Genomic DNA, 19366 nt, shown 5'->3' with positions numbered 1-19366 from the left:
ATAAGCGCTTTATTCGCTCTTGTCAATCAACAAAACCAGCCCATAATAGGGACAAAATGAAACATCGGTATTTTTTTGCCGATTTTTCCGAAACGTTACGATTTTGAGTGCGCCCGACAAAAGCACCCAGAACAAGGCAAGGAAGCGAACATGACCAAATCATTTCCCGACGGTTTCCGCTGGGGTGTCTCAACATCCAGTTATCAGATTGAAGGCGGCGCCAAAAATGACGGGCGTGGCGCCACCATCTGGGACACCTATTGCGCAACGCCGGGCCGCGTTGCCAATGGCGACAACGGAAGCATTGCTTGTGATCATTATCACCGCTGGGCAGAAGACCTTGATCTGATCAAAAACCTTGGCGCCAAACATTACCGTTTTTCGGTCATGTGGCCGCGCGTCCTGCCCGAAGGAACCGGCAGGGTAAACGAAGCCGGCATTGATTTTTACAGTCGCCTGATTGACGGCATGCTTGAACGCGGCATTGAACCATGGTTGTGCCTGTATCACTGGGATCTGCCCCAAGCGCTTCAGGACCGGGGCGGCTGGACAAACCGCGACATTGTTGACTGGTTTGGGGATTATACCGAACTTCTTGCATCCCGGCTCGGCGACCGGGTGAAATCCTGGGTAACATTTAATGAACCCAATGTGGTTGCCTGGGTCGGCCATGAAGAAGGCCGACACGCACCGGGCATTGCCGATCCGCGTGCCGCCATGCGGACCGCCCATCATTTAAATTTATGCCATGCACGCGCCACCAAGATCATCAAAGGCCATTTCCCCGAAGCCCCGGTTGGATTCGTTTTGCCGATGCATAAAGGCTATACATTGCCAGAGCGCCGGGAACAGGACGCACATCTGATCGATCTGTTTGAAGCAAAATGGAACGGCGTGTTCCTTGATCCGGTCTATTATGGCCGTTACCCGGAGCTGATTTTGGACCGGATGGAACCCCACATTCGGGACGGCGACCTTGAAGCCATAAAAACCAAGGTCGATTTTCAGGGCCTAAATCAATATTTCCCAAGCTATATCGAAGCTGCAAGCGACAAGGCCTGGCCGTTTAAGCATGCAGAACCACCAAAATATTTCCGCCGCACCGAAATGGGGTGGGCAATTGATGGCGATTGTTTTTATCGCACGATGAAAATCTTGCAAAACGACTATGGTAACCCGCCGGTCTTTGTCACGGAAAATGGCGGTGCCTTTATCGATCTGCCTGACGCAAATGGTAAAATCGATGATCAGGATCGCATCGCCTATTACGATGAATATCTCTCAGCCGTTTTACGCGCCACGAAAGAAGGTGCGAATGTTCAGGGATACATGCCCTGGTCTTTGCTTGATAATTTCGAATGGGCTTATGGCTATGAAAAACGGTTTGGCTTGGTGCATGTCGATTACACCACTCAAAAACGCACGCCAAAGGCATCCTATGACTTCATGCGCAACGTAATCAAAAGCAACGCATTGCCTTAACCATAGCCGCGCGATTAGATTGTCCGCCACAATACCGCTCGCCACGACCACAAGAACGGACCTGCATATGCCCGCCTCGCGCCCGAACCTTCGCACGATTGCCGAACATCTTGGCCTGTCAGTTACGACAGTTTCACGTGCGCTCAAAGACGGGCCAGAGGTCAAACCCGGCACAGTGGCCAAGGTAAAGGCCGCAGCCGAACAAATCGGGTATCAGCCCGATGCCCGCGGCGTCATGCTGCGCACGGGTAAAACCATGCAGGTCTGTTCGATCCTCTATTCCCCGGAAGTCGGCGATTACGGCGATCCGGGGTTTCTGGCACAGGTCGAAAGCCTCGCACAGGGGCTGGAGGCAGACCGCTATTCGCTGGTGGTTCTAGCTCAAACCAGCAACAAAGACCCGCTTGAGCCCGTCATACGCGTCCATACCCAACGCATGGCAGATGCCGTGGTCTTTTCACGCACCACATCCCAGGACAGCCGGGCAAAATATTGCCTGCAACATGATTTTCCATTTGTCAGTTTTGGCCGGACCGAACTTTTAACCCCGCATGCCTTTGTCGATCACGATGATGAACAGGCCGCCTATGACGCCGTCAAACGCCTGATCGCAGATGGACACCGCAAAATCGGCATGATCGACCCGCCGGAAAACCTGACCTTTTTTGGCTATCGCAAACAGGGCGCCCGCCGCGCAATGACAGAAGCCGGGCTTGATCCCGAAAGCCTGATCTGGATGCGCTCCGATGTTTCCGTGCGCGCCGCCCGCGATGCCACCACCACGCTGTTTCGCACCCAACGCGATGCCACCGCAATTGTCTGCGCCAGCCAAATGACCATGATCGGCGCACTCGAAGCCCTGATGGAACTGAACATGGACACCATCCGTGACGGGATCGGGGTTGTCGGGTTTGGCGGCATGCCGTTCCGCATGCTGTCAAAACAAAAACTGGCCTACTACTACCAGCCACAACGGCATGTGGGTGAAGTCCTTGCGCGTCATTTACATGATCTGATGGTTGGCGTGCCCGCCCAGGAACTGCAAACACTTTTGCCTTATCGACGCATTGATGATCTTGCCGCCTTCCGCGAGGGGGAGGATTTTTAAAGTCCGGCGCCCGAACCATCCTCGCTAGTCGCGTGCGGCATCCTTGTCGCTGATCAGGCGCACCAGCATTCGTTCAACCGGTTTAAGCACAATCAGAACAAACAGGGCCAAGACCGTGGCGATGATCACAATGTGCCACGCAGCAAGCGCACAGGCAATGCCAAGGGCGGCGGTGATCCAAACCGTTGCCGCCGTTGTCAGGCCGGAAACCGTCATGCTTTTAGGCTGACGCATGATCACGCCGGCACCGATAAAGCCGATGCCGGTCAAAACCCCCTGCAACAAGCCCTGCACAACGCGTGAAAGCGCATCAGGATGGTCAATCAGATCCTGAAAATGTACCGCAACGACCGACACAACAGCCGCCCCCAGACTGACAAGTGCCAAGGTCCGCATGCCGGTCGGCTTGCCATTCACATCGCGGTTAAGCCCGATGATCATGCCAATCACCGTCGCCGCACACAGCCGCAGCACCATATCGATGACGCCAATATCAAAATATTTCTCGGCCGTCGCAAAATAGGGAAGGTCGGTCAGCATAAAACGGGATCCGCACAGTTTCAGGAATTCCCAAAACGCGGCACGTTCGAACAATGTTCCGACCCCGAGCACATGAACCCGGTGTTCAGGATCAGATTTTCTTACCCGGTCCCATCATATCATTGCCCGGCAAAGCACCGCCGTCCATGTCGCCTGCTTCTGCCATCAACCATTCAAAGAACAGCGATATCCGCGGATCACGGACGGGCGGATCAAGGGTAATCAACACATAATCGTAGCCAGTTGGCGCCATGCCAAGGGGGGCAATCAGACGCCCCGCTTTTAAATCGTCATGCACCAGCGGCAAAGGACCAATTGCCGTACCAAGCCGGTTCACAGCCGCCTGAAGCGCAAAAAAGAAATGATCGAAATACTGTTCGCTGGCAGCGGTGGCTTCACTGCCACTGGCGCGCTTCCAAACATCCCACGCATCCGGTCGGGTCCGGGCATGTAGCCAGCGGGCATTGGACAGATTTCCCGCAAGAATTGTTTCCCAGCAATCAGGATCACACACCGGCCCGGCATGTTCGGCCCAAAGACGGGTGGTGATGTACTGTTCTGAAATACCGTAATCCGCCCGCCGAATCGCCACGTCACAGCCATCGGCCAATAAATCCACCGGCCCACCGGCAAGACGCAGGTCAATATTCAAGTCCGGGTTGGCTTCGCGAAATCCCCCCAAACGCGGCATCAGCCAGCGCATGGCAAGGCTGGGCTCGCACGATACCGTCAGAATCGGCGATGCCCCGTCATGACGGTGAATATCCTCAACCGCGCCATCAAGTCCGTTAAGGGCCGCACTGGTAGCCTTTAACAACCGTTCGCCCGCCGCGGTCAGCCAGACCCGCCGGTTTCGCCGCACGAACAGCTCAACCCCCAATCGATCTTCGATCTGGGCCACCGCCCGGCTGATTGCCCCATGGGTCAGATGCAATTCCTCTGCGGCGCGCGAAAAGCTTTGATGACGTGCCGCCGCCTCAAAGGCGGGCAGGGCGGCAAGCGGCGGCAGATGCCGTTTTATGTGAATATTACTCACAATAAATCCCGGTATTTTTCGATTTTATGACCTTTGAAACAGTTTGATACTGATTTTACGCACAGATCAAGCCTCATCAAAGGACCGTTCCGTCATGCCCGACATCACCGCCGATATCCGATCCATGGAAATCATCGCCGTTGGCATCATCACCGTGCTTGCCGTCATCAGCCCCGGCCCCGATTTCGCCATGGTCACCCGCATCGCCCTTACCCGTGGCAGGCGCGCCGGGGTTTTCTGTGCCATTGGGATTGGCAGCGGCGTTTCAGTTCATCTTGCCTATACCCTGATTGGTCTGGGGGTTCTGTTTGCCAGTAATATCTGGGTGCTTAACAGCCTGCGCTATCTGGGGGCGGCTTATTTGATCTGGCTTGGTTTATCGGCCCTGTGGCCTGATATCCGCAAATTTCTTGGCCGCGCCAAAGCCGCCAATACCATGGATGTTAGCGCTAACATAGCAGCTTCCCAGCCATCAGGAACGTCGGCATCGGGCACAGATCAAACCCGGAACGGGTCGGCCTTCTGGGTCGGGTTTGCCTGCAATGCGCTGAACCCCAAAACGATGCTGTTCATCGTTTCCCTGTTTAGTCAGGTGATTTCGCCCGACACACCCATCATACAGGAAATCGGATATGGCATTTATATCGCGGTCTGTCACATGTTCTGGTTCGGATTGGTGGCGGTCGCATTGACCTTACCCGCCGTGCAGGCCCGCATTTCTGCAATCAAAATCTGGATCGAACGGGCGGTTGGTTTGTGTCTGGCCGGGCTTGGCATCAAGCTTCTGGCAAGTTGAGATCAGATAAACAGCATCTCGCCATTCTGCTTGGCGTCGTTAAGGAATGTCACAACACCGCCGGTCTCAATCGAAAGCTCATCGCGGGTGGCTTGATCTTCAAGGCCCAAGGCGCGTAACCCCATTTCACAGACCATGAATTTGCCATCCAGTGATGCACAGGCGCTCAGCAATTCTTCGAATGTGCCAATCCCGCGCGTCGCATAAGACAAATCGATTGAGGTCGCGGTGGCCCCTTGGGCATCCGTGCGCAAATGTCGCCATCCGGACGGGGCCAAAAGCGCACGGCTGGCTTCCATGGTAAAAAACAGCGTGACCTCCCGGCCTGTGGCAAGGGCAGACGATGCCATTACGAGTGCGTAATGAACTTTTTCAAAGCTGCCGGAAAACACCACCAGCGACAGTTTCTTTGGACTTTCGGTCTCAGTGTTCATGGATCGACAGGTCCTTGATCGTGGCGTTTTGTGAACAAAGCGGGCAGCCCGGATCGCGGGGCACCTTGATTTTACGATAGGCCGCCGACAGCGCATCGACAATCAACAACTGGCCCGAAAGCCCATCTCCAATGCCCATCAATTCTTTAAGAACTTCGGTGGCCTGCATCCCACCGATCATACCAACCACCGATCCCAAAACGCCGCCTTGCGCACAGGATGGAATGGCATCTTCGGGCGGGGGCGCATGATAAATACAGCGATAACACGGATGGGGTGCGCCCAGATGGGCCTTGAATGTCGAAACCTGCCCATCAAAACGAAGGGCTGCACCCGACACCAGCGTCTTGCCCGCCAAGTAGCAGGCGTCATTGAGCAAAAACCGGGTTTCGAAATTATCTGACCCATCGGCAATCACGTCATAATCGGCAATCAAATCCATAACGTTGCCCGCATCAAGCCGGGTGTTATGGGCATGCACGGTAATGTCGGGGTTCATATCGGCCATGGTTGATTTTGCACTGTCAACCTTGGGCGTTCCGATATCGCGCATACCATGCGCGATCTGGCGTTGCAGGTTGGAAAGTTCCACCGTGTCGGCATCAATAATGCCAATCGTGCCAACCCCGGCTGCGGCCAGATACATCGCAAGTGGGGAGCCAAGCCCACCGGCCCCGACAATCAGCACGCGCGCCCGTTTAAGCATCATCTGCCCCGTGCCACCGACCTCTTTAAGGACAATGTGGCGGGCATAGCGCTGCACTTCATTTTCGTTGAAGTTGAAGTCAAAATCAGTCACGCGGGCGGGTTTCCTATCAGGACAGCATCAACAAAATAAAAGCTCTGGCTTCTGGATATAGCGTGCCGATCCCATCGCTCAAGCAAAAGATTTGTTTTTCCTTGGAGGTCTGTCTTTTTCACAACCTGTTTCAGGGCGAAACACCCCAATACTTAGGCATACACCTAAATATTCTTGACGTAGCCCTGAAACTCAAGTTACTAAGGCATATGCCTTATCATTCAAACCCCCTTGATCTTGCGTTTCACGCCCTTAGCGACCCGACCCGCCGTGCGGTGGTCTCGCGGCTTGCCAACGGCGAGGCGTCCGTAAGCGACTTGGCCGCGCCTTTCAACATGGCGTTACCGTCATTCACCCAGCACCTCAAAGTACTTGAGGAGTGCGGCCTGATCGCCAGCGAGAAGCGCGGGCGCAGCCGTTGGTGCCAATTGGTGCCAGAACGTTTCAACGAGGCGGCAGTCTGGATGGAGGCGGAGCGTCGGCGCTGGATCGAACGGTTAGACCGGCTGGAACTTCATCTGGACCACAAAGACGAAGAGGATGGACGACATGAAAAATCCGATTGAGACTTGGTCGCTGGACCGCGAGATCGTGCTGGCAAAGCTGCTGAACCATCCACGCGACAAGGTCTTCGCTGCCTGGACGAACCCCGAGGCGCTGGCGAAATGGTATGGCCCAGAAGGCCTTGATATCGAAACCAAGGAGGCCGACATCCGCGAAGGCGGAGTGTGGCGGTTCGACATGGTCGGCACGTTCGAAGGCAAACCACAGCGCTTTGAAAACCATGTGCGCTTTCTGGAAATCATACCGAACGAGCGGATCGTCATGGACTATGGCACGCCCGATCCCAACGACCCTGAACGCTTCCGCATGACAGTGACTTTCGACGAGCAAAGCGACGGCAAAACTGTGGTGACGTTGCGCCAACTCCATCCGACTCGCGAACGACGTTTGGCGGTTATTGGCTTCGGCGCGGTGGAATACGGCTTGCAAACACTCGACGGTCTTGCCGTCTGGCTTGATGGCTGAGCCTTGGTTGATCAGATTGGCAAGTGGTGTTGTGCACAGCACCCTTAATAAAAAAGGCCCGAAGCATATGCTCCGGGCCTTTATTCCGACTGTCGGTTAAGACAAACGCCTTATTGCAGACCATCAAACAGCGGGGTCGACAGATAACGCTCAGCAAAGCTTGGAATGATGATGACAATGCGTTTGCCAGCATTTTCCGGCTTCTGACCAAGTTCAATCGCTGCCGCAACTGCCGCACCTGACGAAATGCCGGTTGGCAGGCCTTCGATGGCGGCCAGTTTGCGCGCCGTGGCAAAGGCGGTTTCATTCCCAATGGTCATTACGGTATCGATAAGATCTTTATTCAGGTTGCCCGGAATGAACCCGGCGCCAATGCCCTGAATTTTATGCGGTCCCGGTGCACCACCGGAAATAACCGGGCTGTCTTCCGGTTCGACTGCAACGATCTGAATGTTCGGGTTATGCTTTTTCAATACGTCAGCAACACCGGTCAGCGTGCCGCCAGTGCCCACACCCGAGACAAAGATATCAACGTTGCCGTCAGTATCTTTGAGAATTTCCTGTGCGGTGGTGTTGCGGTGAACTTCCGGGTTGGCCGGATTATCAAACTGCTGCAACATGATCGCACCATCAATCTCGGCCACCAGTTCTTCAGCACGAGCAACCGCACCTTTCATGCCCTTGGCCGCCGGGGTCAGGTCAATCTTTGCCCCCAGAAGCATCAGCATCTTGCGCCGTTCAATCGACATGCTTTCGGGCATGGTCAGAATAAGGTTGTAGCCCTTGGCGGCTGCCACAAATGCCAGCGCAATACCGGTATTGCCCGAGGTCGGCTCAACCAGGGTGGCACCCGGTTTGATCTTGCCAGACTTCTCGGCGGTTTCGATCATTGCCAGACCGATACGATCCTTGACCGATGCCAGCGGATTGAAGAATTCAAGCTTGCCGATCAGATCCGCTTTTACGCCTTCTGCTTCTGCCAGACGCGAAAGGCGAACCAGCGGCGTTGCACCGATGGTGTCGATAATGCTGTCGTAAATCTTACCGCGAAACTCAGTCATGTTTTCCTCGCACTATTTTGTATTTTACCATCATGCACATACTCAATTTGTATTTAAACCGCTATTGCCCCGTGTCAAATGGGCTTTGGCGATTTGTACACGATATGGCGTTTGATGGCGTACCCGTTGCCTGTAGATTTTAGGGAACCGCAGCGGTTTCTTGTTGATTTAAGATACAATACACCACCGTCAGTTCAGAAGACTAAATAATGAAATCGGGGGATTCTTCGATCCCGCTGCGCAAACCGGCATCCCGTGCCCGATTGCACAAATCCTCGACCGTGATTTTCGCCAGTTGTACCATCATTTCATCTTGCAACTCGCGCCACAATGGCCGGACGACTTCCTTGCCAAGCGGCGATCCTGCCGGATCTTCAATCGGGTCATCGGATGTTTCCATCGCACGGATCACCGACACAATATCAGAAAGCGTGATGCGACGGCGTTCGCGCGCCAATCGATATCCACCGCGCGGGCCGCGTACACCCACCAGAATGTCAGCCCGGACAAGCTGTTGCAATGTCTGTTCAAGATAGCGTTTCGGGATACCCTGACGCGCGGTGATATCGCGGCTTTGTACCGGTTCACCCGCCGCGTTATAGGCAATATCGACAACCGCCTCGATCGCAAACAGCATTTTCTTAGAAAGCTTTAACATCTTTTCTCGCGACTCCCCTTGTGGCCCCGACATCCCCCCAGATGCCATCTGGACCTGATTTCGACAGAGCATTCGTTGGATTGATTACCCGTGGGTCCCAGCGGACCGTTCAAGCAGATACCGCAGTACCAGTTGACCCAAATCCACCCGATCCACGCGCCGTTTCATCCAGATCATCAACCGCCTGCCATACCACCTGTGTCACCGGTGCAACAACAAGCTGCGCGACGCGCATGCCGCGTTCAATTTCAAATGCCGCATCTCCGTGATTGATCAAAATGACTTTAATTTCACCGCGGTAATCGGCATCAATCGTACCCGGGCTGTTGAGCACCGTGACACCGTTTTTCGCCGCCAAGCCTGATCGCGGGCGGACTTGTGCTTCAAACCCGGCCGGAAGCGCAATCGCAATGCCGGTTTCAATCATCGCCCGTTTGCCCGGCGCGATCACCTGCACACCGTCAATTGCGGCCTGCAAATCGACCGCCGCCGACTGTGCCGTCGCATAATCGGGCAGGGGCAAATCCGCCCCGTGGGGCAGTTGTTTCAAATTGACGGTCAAGCGCGTCATGGTTCTTCCTTGTCTTTTGTATCGCCGCGCCGAGAGGGTCTAGCGGCATGGCAGTATGCTGATCACCTGTGCGCAAGCATCAGGCAAAATGGTCAATGATGCGCGCGGTCAGCGTCCGGGCAACGCCGGTTTTACTTTGACGTGGCCAGCGTTCATCGGTTTTTTCATCGTCGCCTGTAATCAGGCAGATTTCGTTCTGATCGCCACCAAAAGTCCCGGTATCGGGCGCAACATCGTTGGCCAGAATCCAGTCACAGCCCTTTCGTGTCCGTTTGGCGCGCGCATGCTCGGCAACATTTTGCGTCTCGGCCGCAAAACCGATCACAAGGGCCGGGCGGGTGGGGCCGGGCGCACTGATGGTTGCCAGAATATCAGGATTTTCCAAAAGCTTCAGATCAGCGATCACACCTGATCCGTCTTTTTTCATCTTCTGATCCGCCGCATCTGCGGCACGCCAATCGGCAACAGCGGCAGCAAAAACCGCAATATCAGCCGGAAGCGCGTTTGTCACCGCCGCCAGCATCTCGCGCGCGGTTTCAATCCGCACCACAGTGACCCCAACCGGATCGGGAAGCGAGACCGGACCGGACACCAATGTCACATCCGCCCCCGCCTGTGCCAGACTTTCGGCAATCGCATGGCCCTGTTTGCCCGATGACCGGTTGGCGATATAGCGCACCGGGTCAATCGGCTCCAAGGTCGGGCCGCTGGTGACAATCGCCTTTTTTCCCAAAAGCGGCTTGGGCGCGTCAGCCGCCTCAAGGAAATCAAGCACGCTGGCAATGATTTCGGCTGGTTCAGCCAGACGCCCGGACCCAAATTCGCCACACGCCAGATCACCAGAAGACGGCCCAACACGCAAGACACCCCGGCTTTCAAGGGTTGCGATATTGGCTTGTGTTGCGGGATGGTTCCACATTTCAACATTCATCGCCGGTGCAATCATCACCGGCTTATTGGTCGCAAGCAGGGCCGTGGTCGCCAGATCACCGGCCTGTCCAGTGGCCATTTTTGCCAGAATATCCGCACTTGCCGGGGCGACCAGAACAAGGTCCGCCTCACGCGACAATCGGATATGGCCCATTTCCGCCTCGTCGGTCAGGGAAAACAAGTCCTGATAGACCTTGTTTTCCGTCAGTGCTGCAACCGACAACGGGGTGACAAACTGCGCACCACCGTTGGTCAGGACCGCGCGAATGTTAATATCGCGGTCGCGCAACCGACGGATCACCTCAAGAACCTTATAGGCAGCAATGCCGCCCGAGATGATCAGAAGGATATTCTTTCCTGTGAGAGCACGTGGCACTGTGGTTACCAACTATTTACGGTTAAGAAGTGTGGTTAACCTACATTGTCGCATGATCACGTGCAAGCACCCAAAAAACGCAATAAAAAACGCCGCAAATCCGTTTGAATCTGCGGCGTTAAAACGATGCGTTCGTGATGATGGCGTTTATGGGACGGTATAAAGCATCCCGAACCACTGCCACCGTGATTGTGCGCCAAGGGCGGTGCAATTAATCCGCCAGCGACCAGATGCCACCGGACCATCCATACGAATTTCGATCCGCTCATCGCCAAGACGGCTCATGGTTGCCTGCCCATCAGACGGATAGCATGACACGTTTGGCGCAGGCTCCTTTAACGTAAAGCCAAAGGCCGGCGGGTTACGCGTCAGGGTATAGTCGCCCGGTGTCACGTCGCTCACCCGCAACGGCAAAGAATTTGCCGCCAGGCTAAAGCGTTCCATCGCACCATAATGCTCGTTAAGGGCAAAACGCGGCAGATACATGAAATCTGACTCGTCGCTCATCGCACCACTTTGCTGACCAAACGCCGCCTTGTACCCGGCGTCCGTGACCGCCTTGATCACCGCGTCATTTGCCTCACCGTAAGGATAAGCAAAGATTTCCGGGACAAAGCCGAGTTCTTCTTTAAACCGTTCTGCCGAATGGGCAAGTTCGGCTTTGACTTCGTCAATCGTAAGGTCGGGCAAATGGGAATGATGCTGGCTATGCCCGCCAATCGTCGCCCCGTCGCGCACCATTTCGCGCACCATGTCCCAGGTCATGTAATTGGAATAACCTGCGTCGATCTGCTCGCTTGAAACAAACACGGTAAATGGCATGTTGTTTTTACGAAAAACCGGCCATGCCAGCTCATAGACAGAACGATAGGCATCATCAATCGTGATCCCGATTGTTCGGTCGGGCAATCCGCCGCCGCCTTGAAGTGCGGCCACAATCTCGGGCACACCCAGCACGGTGTAATTGCCGTTGGTCAGTTCCTTGATCTGGGCATCGAACTGCTCGGTGGTGATGTTGGTCGACGGGTAATCATTTTCGCCAAAGCGATGATACATGAAAACCACGGCCGATTTCGCATCCCCGGTCGGTGTTTTGGCCGTCATTGCGTCATTGGTCGTTGTCGCCGCGGCATCATTTACATCGGCATTCGCCTGATCGGTCGTCACAGTTTCGGTCGGTACCGACTCCGTGCTAGAATTTGTTGTCTGATCGTCAGCTGATTGCGCCAGTACATGACCGGCACCAAATGTCAGTCCGACGGCGAATGAAATACCAACCACCACACTGCGCAGCATGGACATGGAAGTCATCCGTGTCGACGCGGTGGCCAATGCGTGCCCTTTGGCGTCAAATATCATTTCTATTTCCAGTATTCTGCGAACCACTCCTCGTGGCGGACACCTGGTTCATGGCACCTCGCCCCAACAGTGTGACCTCCGGCCACAGGAAGCGTCCCGTTTTTCGAGATCATCTTTCATATGAAAATACCAGTGAACCACTTGTTTTTCCACATTTCATATGGATAGGGCATGCACGGTTGCGAATTGCCCCTGTATGCTTAACTTTATGAAAGAGTCCTAACCCCCATCCAAATTGAGAGGTTCCATGCTTGATTCCACTGCACTTGATCTTCTGTTTCACGGCGCGCGCACCCATACCCAATGGCTGGACCGCGATGTTGATACCGACCTTCTCAAACAGGCGTGGGATCTGGCCGTGATGGGACCAACCAGTGCCAATTGCGAACCGATGCGGATCAGTTTTGTAAAGTCCCCTGACGCCAAGGCACGGCTTAAACCCTGCCTTGCTGCCGGTAATGTTGATAAAACCATGGCCGCACCGGTCACCGCCATCATTGCCCATGACATGGAATTTTATGAAAAACTGCCCGATCTGTTCCCCCATACCGATGCTCGGTCATGGTTTGCTGGCAAGGATGACGCGATTAAAACAACGGCGTTTCGCAATGGTTCGCTTCAGGCAGGCTATTTCATTCTGGCTTTGCGTGGTCTTGGGCTTGATTGCGGCCCCATGTCGGGCTTTGACAATTCAAAACTGGACACGGAATTTTTTGCCAATACCCCGGTTAAAAGCAATTTCCTGATCAATATCGGATATGGCGATTCGGCCAAACTGCATGATCGCAGCCCGCGTCTAAGCTTCGATCAGGGTGCTCGTATCCTTTAAGGACACAGCGACACCTCACATCGGGCAATCGTTACCATCCGTTCCTGCGTCTGCGGTCTTTTTTCAGGATCGCAGACGTTTTTTTTCAATTGCTTCATGACCTTGAAAACTGTCATCAAACTTTTATTTGATCTTTACCAGCGTATAACCATTTTAGGTCCACTTTTAGACCTGCGTACAGTAACAGGTCATCATACCTTCTCAACAGGAGCGTCAATTGGGTTTTAGCCAATTGTTACTTACGGCTTTGGCCGTTGCCTTTCCAGCAGGCATTGTATTCGTCGTCCTTGCGGCGATGGAACTGCTTGGCTGGGGCACTGCGGTCGTCGCCGCGACGCTTTCCTGGTTGGGAATTGCTGCAATACTGCGCATCTATTTTGGCGATTTGCGCCGGGTTGCCCGCTATGCCACCGATCTGCGCGACCGGTTCCGGGGAACACCGCCACAGCATCTTTCATTTAGCGCGGCGTCTGAACTCTCATCGCTTTATACCCAGATCGCCAGCACGTTTCGCGAACGTATTTCACATCTGGAAACCCAGACCAGCACCGATGCCGAAATCCTTGATCACCTTCCCAATCCGGTGGTGATGGTCAACCGGCACCGGGTTGTCACCGGGTTCAATCAGGCCGCACGGGGATTGTTTCACAACCTTGAAACAGGACGCGATCTGACGCGGTTTATCCGTGATCCGATCCTCTTGGACGCGTTTGATGATGTCGCCAACGAACGCGAAACCATGAAACATGCCGAGTTCATTCTGGCCAGTGACGCGCACCGTCATTTTGATGTGCTGACCGCACGCCTGCCCGCAGCAACCGGCGACCGGAACTTTGTTCTCAGCTTTTCCGATCTGACCGAGCTTCGCAAACTTGAACAGATGCGTGCCGATTTCGCCACCGATGCCGGTCATGAATTGCGCACCCCGCTTTCAGTACTGCTGGGCTTTATCGAAACGCTTGAAGGGCCTGCCAAAGATGATCCGGATGCCCTTGCACAATTCTTACCGGTAATGCGCGATCAGGGCCTGCGCATGCAGCATCTAATCGAAGATTTGCTGTCGCTGGCGCGGATCGAGTTGAACGAACATACCCCGCCGTCCGAGGATTGCGACGTTGGTAAAATCATTGGCAAGGTTGCTGAAACCTTGGCGATGAAGGCCGATGCCAAAGGCATGAAGATCCGCGTTGATCATGCGCTTGATAACACCGAAATCGTCGGCGACGAAAAGGAACTGACACAGGTGTTTGTCAATCTGGTCGAAAACGCCATCAAATACGGTCATCCCGATACCGATGTCGAAGTTTCGATTACCTTGGCCAAAACCCCACCCGGTGCGCTGGCCCGGTTCCGCCATGACCGCATTATGGCCGTCGCCATCCGCGACCATTCCGACGGCATCGCACGCGAACACCTGCCGCGCCTGACCGAACGGTTTTACCGGGTTGATACCGCCCGCTCACGCGCGGTTGGCGGAACGGGCCTTGGTCTGGCCATTGTTAAACACCTGGTGCAACGCCACCGCGGCACCATGATTATCGACAGCGAACAGGGCGTTGGGTCGGTCTTTACCGTCTATCTGCCCGCCAAGGCCGACAACAATATCCGCAAATTGCACAGCGCCTGACCCGTTCAGACAAAAAGGCCAGCACCGAGATGCTGGCCTTTTGGCAATCTGCGTCGAAGATATCGTTTCGGTTACAAAATAAACTTCGAAAGATCGGTATCTTTCGACAGCTCTTCGACCTGCTCACGGACATAGGCGCCATCGACTTTGAACGTCTCGCCCGCACGATCGGTTGCGGTAAAGCTGATGTCATCCAGTAGCTTTTCAAGCACCGTATGCAGGCGGCGTGCGCCGATATTTTCGACCGCCTCATTCACACTGGCCGAAATGCGGGCAATTTCATCAATCGCATCATCGCTAAAGTCCAATGTGACGTCTTCGGTCTTCATCAACGCAATATACTGCTTGATCAGGGAAGCTTCCGGCTCCATCAGGATGCGGCGGAAATCGCCTTCGGTAAGCGCCTTGAGCTCCACCCGGATCGGCAAACGGCCCTGCAATTCCGGCAGAAGGTCCGATGGTTTGGCCAGATGGAATGCGCCCGAACAGATAAACAGGATATGGTCAGTTTTGACCGTGCCGTGTTTGGTTGAAACGTTGGTGCCTTCGATCAGCGGCAGCAAATCACGTTGCACCCCTTCGCGCGACACATCGCCGCCACGTTCCGACCGCGCGGTGATTTTATCGATCTCATCAAGGAATACGATGCCGTTCTGCTCGACATTATCAATCGCCTCGGCGGTAACCTTGTCATTATCAAGCAGCTTGTCGCCTTCTTCATCAATCAGGCGCTCAAAGGCTTCTGTGACGGTCATGCGTTTGGGCTTGGTATTGCCGCCGAAGGCCTTACCGAACATGTCGTTCAGGTTCATCATGCCCATCTGGGCACCGGGCATGCCCGGAATATCGATGGTCGGCATCGAGGATGAACTGCTTTCCTGAACGTTGATTTCGATTTCCTTGTCCTGCAACTCGCCTTCACGCAGCATCTTGCGGAATTTCTGGCGGGTATCGGCGGACGCGTTTTCGCCCACCAGACCATCAAGAATACGTTCCTCGGCCTGCATTTCAGCCTTGGCCCGGACCTTCTTGCGCATGGCCTCACGGGTCAGATCAAGCGACACTTCGACCAGATCACGCACAATCTGTTCAACGTCACGCCCGACATAGCCGACTTCGGTAAATTTGGTGGCTTCGATCTTGATGAACGGCGCATCGGCAAGCTTTGCCAGACGGCGCGCAATTTCGGTTTTACCCACCCCGGTCGGGCCGATCATCAGGATGTTTTTGGGCAGAACTTCATTGCGCATGGTGTCGTCAAGCTGCTGCCGACGCCAGCGATTGCGCATCGCAATGGCAACCGCGCGTTTGGCTTCTTTCTGACCGATAATGTGGCGATCCAGTTCGGAAACCGTCTCGCGCGGGCTGTAATTCTGGGTCATTTTGGTGTTCCGTTTTGTTATTGCGACGGATGCGTGATCAGGGCCCGAAACGGCACCCTGCCTATTTCGCATCCTCGATTTTTTCGAGCGTGACGCTGCCATTGGTATAGACGCAAATCTCACCGGCAATCTTCATGGCTTTGCGGGCGATTTCCTCGGCTGTCATATCCTGATCCATCAGGGCACGAGCAGCAGACAAGGCATAATTTCCGCCCGATCCGATGGCGATAATGCCGTCTTCAGGTTCCAAAACATCACCCTGACCAGTCAAAACCAGCGAAATGTCGCGATCAGCAACCGCCATCATGGCTTCAAGCTTGCGCAAATAGCGATCTGTGCGCCAATCCTTGGCCAGTTCGACGCAGGCACGCATGGTTTGGCCCGGATGACGGTCCAGTTTGGCTTCAAGACGCTCAAGCAGGGTAAAGGCATCTGCCGTCGCCCCGGCGAAACCGACAATGATGTCACCTTTCTGACCAATCCGGCGGACCTTGCGGGCATTGCCCTTGATCACGGTCTGGCCCAGCGACACCTGACCATCACCGGCCACCACGACTTCATTCCCCTTGCGCACAGACAGGATCGTCGTGCCGTGCCAGCTTTGTTGTTCGCTCATGAATTATCCTTGAATATCATCCAATGCTTCGACCAAGAGTTAGCACGCACAACCGCCCGGTCAAGGGCCAAGGCCGATCAGACGGTTTTGTCGAATGGCAAATACAGTTTCAACGCCAAGACCCATAAAAAATTCAAGGCACAGCGCACTAACTTGCTTTAGGCTTAAGCCACAAAAGAATTTCAAAGAACGCTAGGACCCAAACCCATGAGCAGCACCGATCTGACCCAATCCCATCTTGGCAAATGCATCCTTGCGGGGCAGGGTAAAATCAAGGCGGATATGGTCCTGCGCAACATCGGATTGCTCGATGTCATCACCGGTAACGTCACTGTGACCGACATCGCAATCGTTGGCGACCGCATCGTCGGCACCCATGACAGTTATGCTGGAAACACCGAAATCGACTGCACCGGAAAATTCGGCGTTCCGGGCTTTATCGATACCCATCTGCATATCGAAAGCTCATTGGTCACTCCGCTTGAATTTGACCGCTGTGTCTTGCCCCACGGGGTAACCACCGTTCTGTGTGATCCGCATGAAATTGCCAATGTTCTGGGGGCGGACGGGATTAAGTACTTCCTTGAATGTGCTGAACAGTCGGTGATGGACATTCGGGTCAACCTTTCGTCCTGCGTTCCGGCCACCGCCTTTGAAACTGCAGGCGCACGGCTTGAAATCGAAGACCTGTTGCCGTTTCGCGACCACCCCAAGGTCGTCGGTCTGGCGGAAATGATGAATTACCCCGGTGTGCTCAACCTTGACCCGGGCATCATGGCTAAGCTTGAAGCGTTTCAGGATGGGCATATTGACGGCCATGCGCCGCTGGTGCGCGGCCTTAATTTGAACGGCTATATGGCCGCTGGCATTCGCACCGACCATGAAGCCACCTCAGCTGACGAAGCCCGTGAAAAACTCGCCAAGGGCATGGCAATCCTGATCCGTGAAGGGTCGGTGTCCAAGGACCTCGAAGCACTGGCTGAAATTTTGGATGAAAACAGTTCAAGCTTCGTGGCCCTGTGTACCGATGACCGCAATCCGCTTGATATCGGCGAAGAAGGCCATCTTGATAGTCTGGTGCGCCGCCTGATCGGACATTTGAAAGCCCGCAATTGCCCGATCCATCATGCCTATCGCGCGGCATCCCATTCCGCTGCGCGCATTTTTGGCCTGTGCGATCGCGGTTTGATCGGGCCGGGCTGGCGCGCCGATATCGCGATTCTCGATGATCTTGATACCTGCGATGTTAGCGCTGTCATCGCCGCGGGTCGCCTTGTCACCAACGATCTGTTTGCCAAACGCAAAACCATCGACCCGGTCGGGCTGTCGTCCATGAAGGCCACCCCGGTCGATGCGGCCGCCTTTGCCTGCGAACCCAAACCGGGCCAAAACCAAACCCCGGTGATCAAGGTCAAACCGGGCTTGATCCTGACCTTCCGCGACGAAGCCACCCTTGAAATTGGCGAAAATGGCCTGAAACCCGATCTGGATCATGACGTGATCAAGGTGGCTGTCGTCGAACGCCACGGCATCAATGGCAATATTGGCAGAAGTTTCGTGCGCGGCTTTGGGCTCAAACGTGGCGCGATTGCCTCCTCGGTCGGGCATGACAGCCACAACATCACTGTGGTCGGTGCAAATGATGCTGACATGGCGGCTGCGGTCAATCGCCTGATTGAAATGGGTGGCGGCTTTGCGGTTGCCGATAACGGCAAAGTCACGGCTGAATTGCCCTTGCCGGTCGCAGGCCTGATGAGCCTTGAGCCGTTCGAGGTGGTCGAAAAAGACCTGATTACCCTGCGCGCGGCGGCCAAGGATTTGGGCTGCGTTCTGCCCGAACCGTTCCTTCAGGTCGCGTTCCTCGCCCTCCCGGTCATCCCACATCTTAAAATGACCGATCGCGGCCTGTTTGATGTCGATAAGTTCGATTTTGTTTAACGCCAAAGGCAGCATCAATGGCCGTAAGTCCGGTTTACATGGATTTTACGGCCATTACGTAGCCACTTAAACTGGCTTTTGCGCGACTTTGTTGCTAAATACGTCCCAACATATGCATCCCTATCTGCAGGAAAGGAGCTTTGCATGCGCAAGGCCCGCGTTGAGCGTAATACAAACGAAACCCAGATCATGGTTGAACTGAACCTTGACGGTACCGGCGTTTATGACGTCGAAACCGGGGTTGGCTTCCTTGATCACATGCTCGAACAGCTTTCACGCCACAGCCTGATGGACCTGAAGGTCCGGGCCAAGGGCGACCTGCATATTGATTTCCATCACACCACAGAAGATGCCGGGATTGCCATTGGCGAAGCCTTTGCCAAGGCGCTTGGCGATAAAAAGGGCATCAACCGGTATGGCAGTTGCCTGTTGCCGATGGATGAGGCGCTGACCCGTGTCGCCCTTGATATTTCAAGCCGCCCGTATCTGATCTGGAATGTCGATTTTAACCGCGACAAAATCGGCGACATGGATACCGAGCTGTTCCGCGAATGGTTCCAGGGCTTTGCCCAGGCCGGCGGCATTACGCTGCATGTCGAGAACCTGTATGGCGAGAACAACCACCATATCGTCGAAAGTGCCTATAAGGCGCTGGCACGGTCGCTGCGTGTGGCAATTGAAATTGATCCACGCAAATCCGATGCCATTCCGTCGACCAAGGGCACACTTGGTGGATCACTTTGATCTGACGTGATCTGATCACATAAAGATCGGGAGTATACCGGTGGGACATTG

20 protein-coding genes are annotated in these 19366 nt (G+C 54.7%); 9 read left to right on the top strand and 11 right to left on the bottom strand.

Going from position 1 to position 19366, the window contains the following annotated elements:
- Positions 1-150: 150 nt before the first annotated feature.
- Both K355_RS0118890 and K355_RS0118885 read left to right on the top strand, forming a co-directional pair.
- Positions 151-1482: a GH1 family beta-glucosidase gene (locus K355_RS0118890; RefSeq protein ID WP_022733724.1), complete on the top strand. Its 1332-nt coding sequence runs from the start codon at positions 151-153 to the stop codon at positions 1480-1482.
- Positions 1483-1549: 67 nt separating this feature from the next.
- Positions 1550-2590 (top strand): LacI family DNA-binding transcriptional regulator, encoded by a 1041-nt coding sequence (locus tag K355_RS0118885; protein ID WP_022733723.1) that lies wholly within the window; start codon positions 1550-1552, stop codon positions 2588-2590.
- Positions 2591-2614: 24 nt separating this feature from the next.
- Here the strand turns inward: K355_RS0118885 and K355_RS0118880 are convergent, their stop codons facing one another.
- Both K355_RS0118880 and K355_RS24450 read right to left on the bottom strand, forming a co-directional pair.
- Positions 2615-3130 carry an MgtC/SapB family protein gene (locus K355_RS0118880; protein WP_033369133.1) on the bottom strand — a complete coding sequence of 172 codons (516 nt, stop codon included), beginning with the start codon at positions 3128-3130 and terminating at the stop codon, positions 2615-2617.
- Between the two features lie 91 nt (positions 3131-3221).
- On the bottom strand, positions 3222-4166 hold the full coding sequence (locus K355_RS24450; RefSeq protein ID WP_022733721.1) for a LysR substrate-binding domain-containing protein: 945 nt from the start codon (positions 4164-4166) through the stop codon (positions 3222-3224).
- A gap of 94 nt (positions 4167-4260) precedes the next feature.
- Here K355_RS24450 and K355_RS0118870 point away from each other — a divergent pair, with 94 nt between their 5' ends.
- Positions 4261-4962, top strand: coding sequence for a LysE family translocator (locus tag K355_RS0118870; protein ID WP_022733720.1), 702 nt, complete (start codon positions 4261-4263; stop codon positions 4960-4962).
- 2 nt (positions 4963-4964) lie between these two features.
- On the opposite strand, the gene K355_RS0118865 is transcribed toward K355_RS0118870, so the two are convergent.
- Both K355_RS0118865 and K355_RS0118860 read right to left on the bottom strand, forming a co-directional pair.
- Positions 4965-5396: a DsrE family protein gene (locus K355_RS0118865; RefSeq protein ID WP_022733719.1), complete on the bottom strand. Its 432-nt coding sequence runs from the start codon at positions 5394-5396 to the stop codon at positions 4965-4967.
- A complete protein-coding gene (locus tag K355_RS0118860; RefSeq protein WP_022733718.1) occupies positions 5386-6195 on the bottom strand; it encodes a HesA/MoeB/ThiF family protein in 810 nt (269 codons plus the stop codon). The genes K355_RS0118865 and K355_RS0118860 overlap by 11 nt, the downstream gene beginning before the upstream one ends.
- 209 nt (positions 6196-6404) lie before the next feature.
- On the opposite strand from K355_RS0118860, the gene K355_RS0118855 reads away from it, so the two are divergent.
- Positions 6405-6761: an ArsR/SmtB family transcription factor gene (locus K355_RS0118855; protein ID WP_022733717.1), complete on the top strand. Its 357-nt coding sequence runs from the start codon at positions 6405-6407 to the stop codon at positions 6759-6761.
- On the top strand, positions 6745-7224 hold the full coding sequence (locus K355_RS0118850) for an SRPBCC family protein (protein WP_022733716.1): 480 nt from the start codon (positions 6745-6747) through the stop codon (positions 7222-7224). Before K355_RS0118855 ends, K355_RS0118850 begins: the two co-directional genes overlap by 17 nt.
- Before the next feature lie 110 nt (positions 7225-7334).
- On the opposite strand, the gene cysK is transcribed toward K355_RS0118850, so the two are convergent.
- The 5 genes from cysK to K355_RS0118825 form a co-directional block, all read right to left on the bottom strand.
- Positions 7335-8285 (bottom strand): cysteine synthase A, encoded by a 951-nt coding sequence (cysK, locus tag K355_RS0118845; RefSeq protein WP_022733715.1) that lies wholly within the window; start codon positions 8283-8285, stop codon positions 7335-7337.
- A gap of 202 nt (positions 8286-8487) precedes the next feature.
- Entirely contained in the window at positions 8488-8943 is a 456-nt protein-coding gene (locus K355_RS0118840) for an RrF2 family transcriptional regulator (RefSeq protein ID WP_022733714.1), read from the bottom strand.
- 109 nt (positions 8944-9052) lie between these two features.
- On the bottom strand, positions 9053-9514 hold the full coding sequence (gene dut / locus K355_RS0118835; protein ID WP_022733713.1) for a dUTP diphosphatase: 462 nt from the start codon (positions 9512-9514) through the stop codon (positions 9053-9055).
- Between the two features lie 79 nt (positions 9515-9593).
- Positions 9594-10820, bottom strand: coding sequence for a bifunctional phosphopantothenoylcysteine decarboxylase/phosphopantothenate--cysteine ligase CoaBC (gene coaBC, locus K355_RS0118830; protein ID WP_022733712.1), 1227 nt, complete (start codon positions 10818-10820; stop codon positions 9594-9596).
- Between the two features lie 147 nt (positions 10821-10967).
- Positions 10968-12122, bottom strand: coding sequence for a polysaccharide deacetylase family protein (locus K355_RS0118825; RefSeq protein WP_245562978.1), 1155 nt, complete (start codon positions 12120-12122; stop codon positions 10968-10970).
- 304 nt (positions 12123-12426) lie between these two features.
- On the opposite strand from K355_RS0118825, the gene K355_RS0118820 reads away from it, so the two are divergent.
- On the top strand, positions 12427-13008 hold the full coding sequence (locus tag K355_RS0118820) for a malonic semialdehyde reductase (RefSeq protein WP_022733710.1): 582 nt from the start codon (positions 12427-12429) through the stop codon (positions 13006-13008).
- A gap of 217 nt (positions 13009-13225) precedes the next feature.
- Positions 13226-14635 (top strand): ATP-binding protein, encoded by a 1410-nt coding sequence (locus K355_RS0118815; protein WP_022733709.1) that lies wholly within the window; start codon positions 13226-13228, stop codon positions 14633-14635.
- Between the two features lie 71 nt (positions 14636-14706).
- Here the strand turns inward: K355_RS0118815 and hslU are convergent, their stop codons facing one another.
- Both hslU and hslV read right to left on the bottom strand, forming a co-directional pair.
- Positions 14707-16017 (bottom strand): ATP-dependent protease ATPase subunit HslU, encoded by a 1311-nt coding sequence (hslU, locus tag K355_RS0118810; protein WP_022733708.1) that lies wholly within the window; start codon positions 16015-16017, stop codon positions 14707-14709.
- Between the two features lie 61 nt (positions 16018-16078).
- Positions 16079-16633: an ATP-dependent protease subunit HslV gene (gene hslV / locus K355_RS0118805; protein WP_022733707.1), complete on the bottom strand. Its 555-nt coding sequence runs from the start codon at positions 16631-16633 to the stop codon at positions 16079-16081.
- Between the two features lie 207 nt (positions 16634-16840).
- Here hslV and ade point away from each other — a divergent pair, with 207 nt between their 5' ends.
- Together ade and hisB are read left to right on the top strand one after the other, a co-directional pair.
- Complete coding sequence (gene ade / locus K355_RS0118800; protein ID WP_022733706.1) at positions 16841-18571, top strand: adenine deaminase; 1731 nt, start codon at positions 16841-16843, stop codon at positions 18569-18571.
- A 144-nt stretch (positions 18572-18715) separates the two neighbouring features.
- Positions 18716-19315: an imidazoleglycerol-phosphate dehydratase HisB gene (gene hisB, locus K355_RS0118795; RefSeq protein ID WP_022733705.1), complete on the top strand. Its 600-nt coding sequence runs from the start codon at positions 18716-18718 to the stop codon at positions 19313-19315.
- The last annotated feature ends 51 nt before the right edge of the window (positions 19316-19366 follow it).

It is taken from the genome of Thalassospira lucentensis MCCC 1A00383 = DSM 14000 (assembly GCF_000421265.1).
GTDB lineage: Bacteria > Pseudomonadota > Alphaproteobacteria > Rhodospirillales > Thalassospiraceae > Thalassospira > Thalassospira lucentensis.
The sequence above is the reverse complement of the archived record's forward strand: the minus strand, read 5'-3'. Positions and strand labels throughout refer to the sequence as shown.

What these genes read in the sequence shown, in the direction of transcription:
- dut (WP_022733713.1), bottom strand. Translation starts at nt 9,514, where the DNA reads ATGACGCGCTTGACCGTCAATTTGAAACAACTGCCCCACGGGGCGGAT.
- K355_RS0118850 (WP_022733716.1), top strand. Translation starts at nt 6,745, where the DNA reads ATGAAAAATCCGATTGAGACTTGGTCGCTGGACCGCGAGATCGTGCTG.
- K355_RS0118890 (WP_022733724.1), top strand. Translation starts at nt 151, where the DNA reads ATGACCAAATCATTTCCCGACGGTTTCCGCTGGGGTGTCTCAACATCC.
- K355_RS0118840 (WP_022733714.1), bottom strand. Translation starts at nt 8,943, where the DNA reads ATGTTAAAGCTTTCTAAGAAAATGCTGTTTGCGATCGAGGCGGTTGTC.
- K355_RS0118855 (WP_022733717.1), top strand. Translation starts at nt 6,405, where the DNA reads ATGCCTTATCATTCAAACCCCCTTGATCTTGCGTTTCACGCCCTTAGC.
- hslU (WP_022733708.1), bottom strand. Translation starts at nt 16,017, where the DNA reads ATGACCCAGAATTACAGCCCGCGCGAGACGGTTTCCGAACTGGATCGC.
- hslV (WP_022733707.1), bottom strand. Translation starts at nt 16,633, where the DNA reads ATGAGCGAACAACAAAGCTGGCACGGCACGACGATCCTGTCTGTGCGC.
- K355_RS0118820 (WP_022733710.1), top strand. Translation starts at nt 12,427, where the DNA reads ATGCTTGATTCCACTGCACTTGATCTTCTGTTTCACGGCGCGCGCACC.
- K355_RS0118865 (WP_022733719.1), bottom strand. Translation starts at nt 5,396, where the DNA reads ATGAACACTGAGACCGAAAGTCCAAAGAAACTGTCGCTGGTGGTGTTT.
- K355_RS0118825 (WP_245562978.1), bottom strand. Translation starts at nt 12,122, where the DNA reads ATGTCCATGCTGCGCAGTGTGGTGGTTGGTATTTCATTCGCCGTCGGA.
- ade (WP_022733706.1), top strand. Translation starts at nt 16,841, where the DNA reads ATGAGCAGCACCGATCTGACCCAATCCCATCTTGGCAAATGCATCCTT.
- cysK (WP_022733715.1), bottom strand. Translation starts at nt 8,285, where the DNA reads ATGACTGAGTTTCGCGGTAAGATTTACGACAGCATTATCGACACCATC.
- K355_RS0118885 (WP_022733723.1), top strand. Translation starts at nt 1,550, where the DNA reads ATGCCCGCCTCGCGCCCGAACCTTCGCACGATTGCCGAACATCTTGGC.
- K355_RS0118880 (WP_033369133.1), bottom strand. Translation starts at nt 3,130, where the DNA reads ATGCTGACCGACCTTCCCTATTTTGCGACGGCCGAGAAATATTTTGAT.
- K355_RS0118870 (WP_022733720.1), top strand. Translation starts at nt 4,261, where the DNA reads ATGCCCGACATCACCGCCGATATCCGATCCATGGAAATCATCGCCGTT.
- hisB (WP_022733705.1), top strand. Translation starts at nt 18,716, where the DNA reads ATGCGCAAGGCCCGCGTTGAGCGTAATACAAACGAAACCCAGATCATG.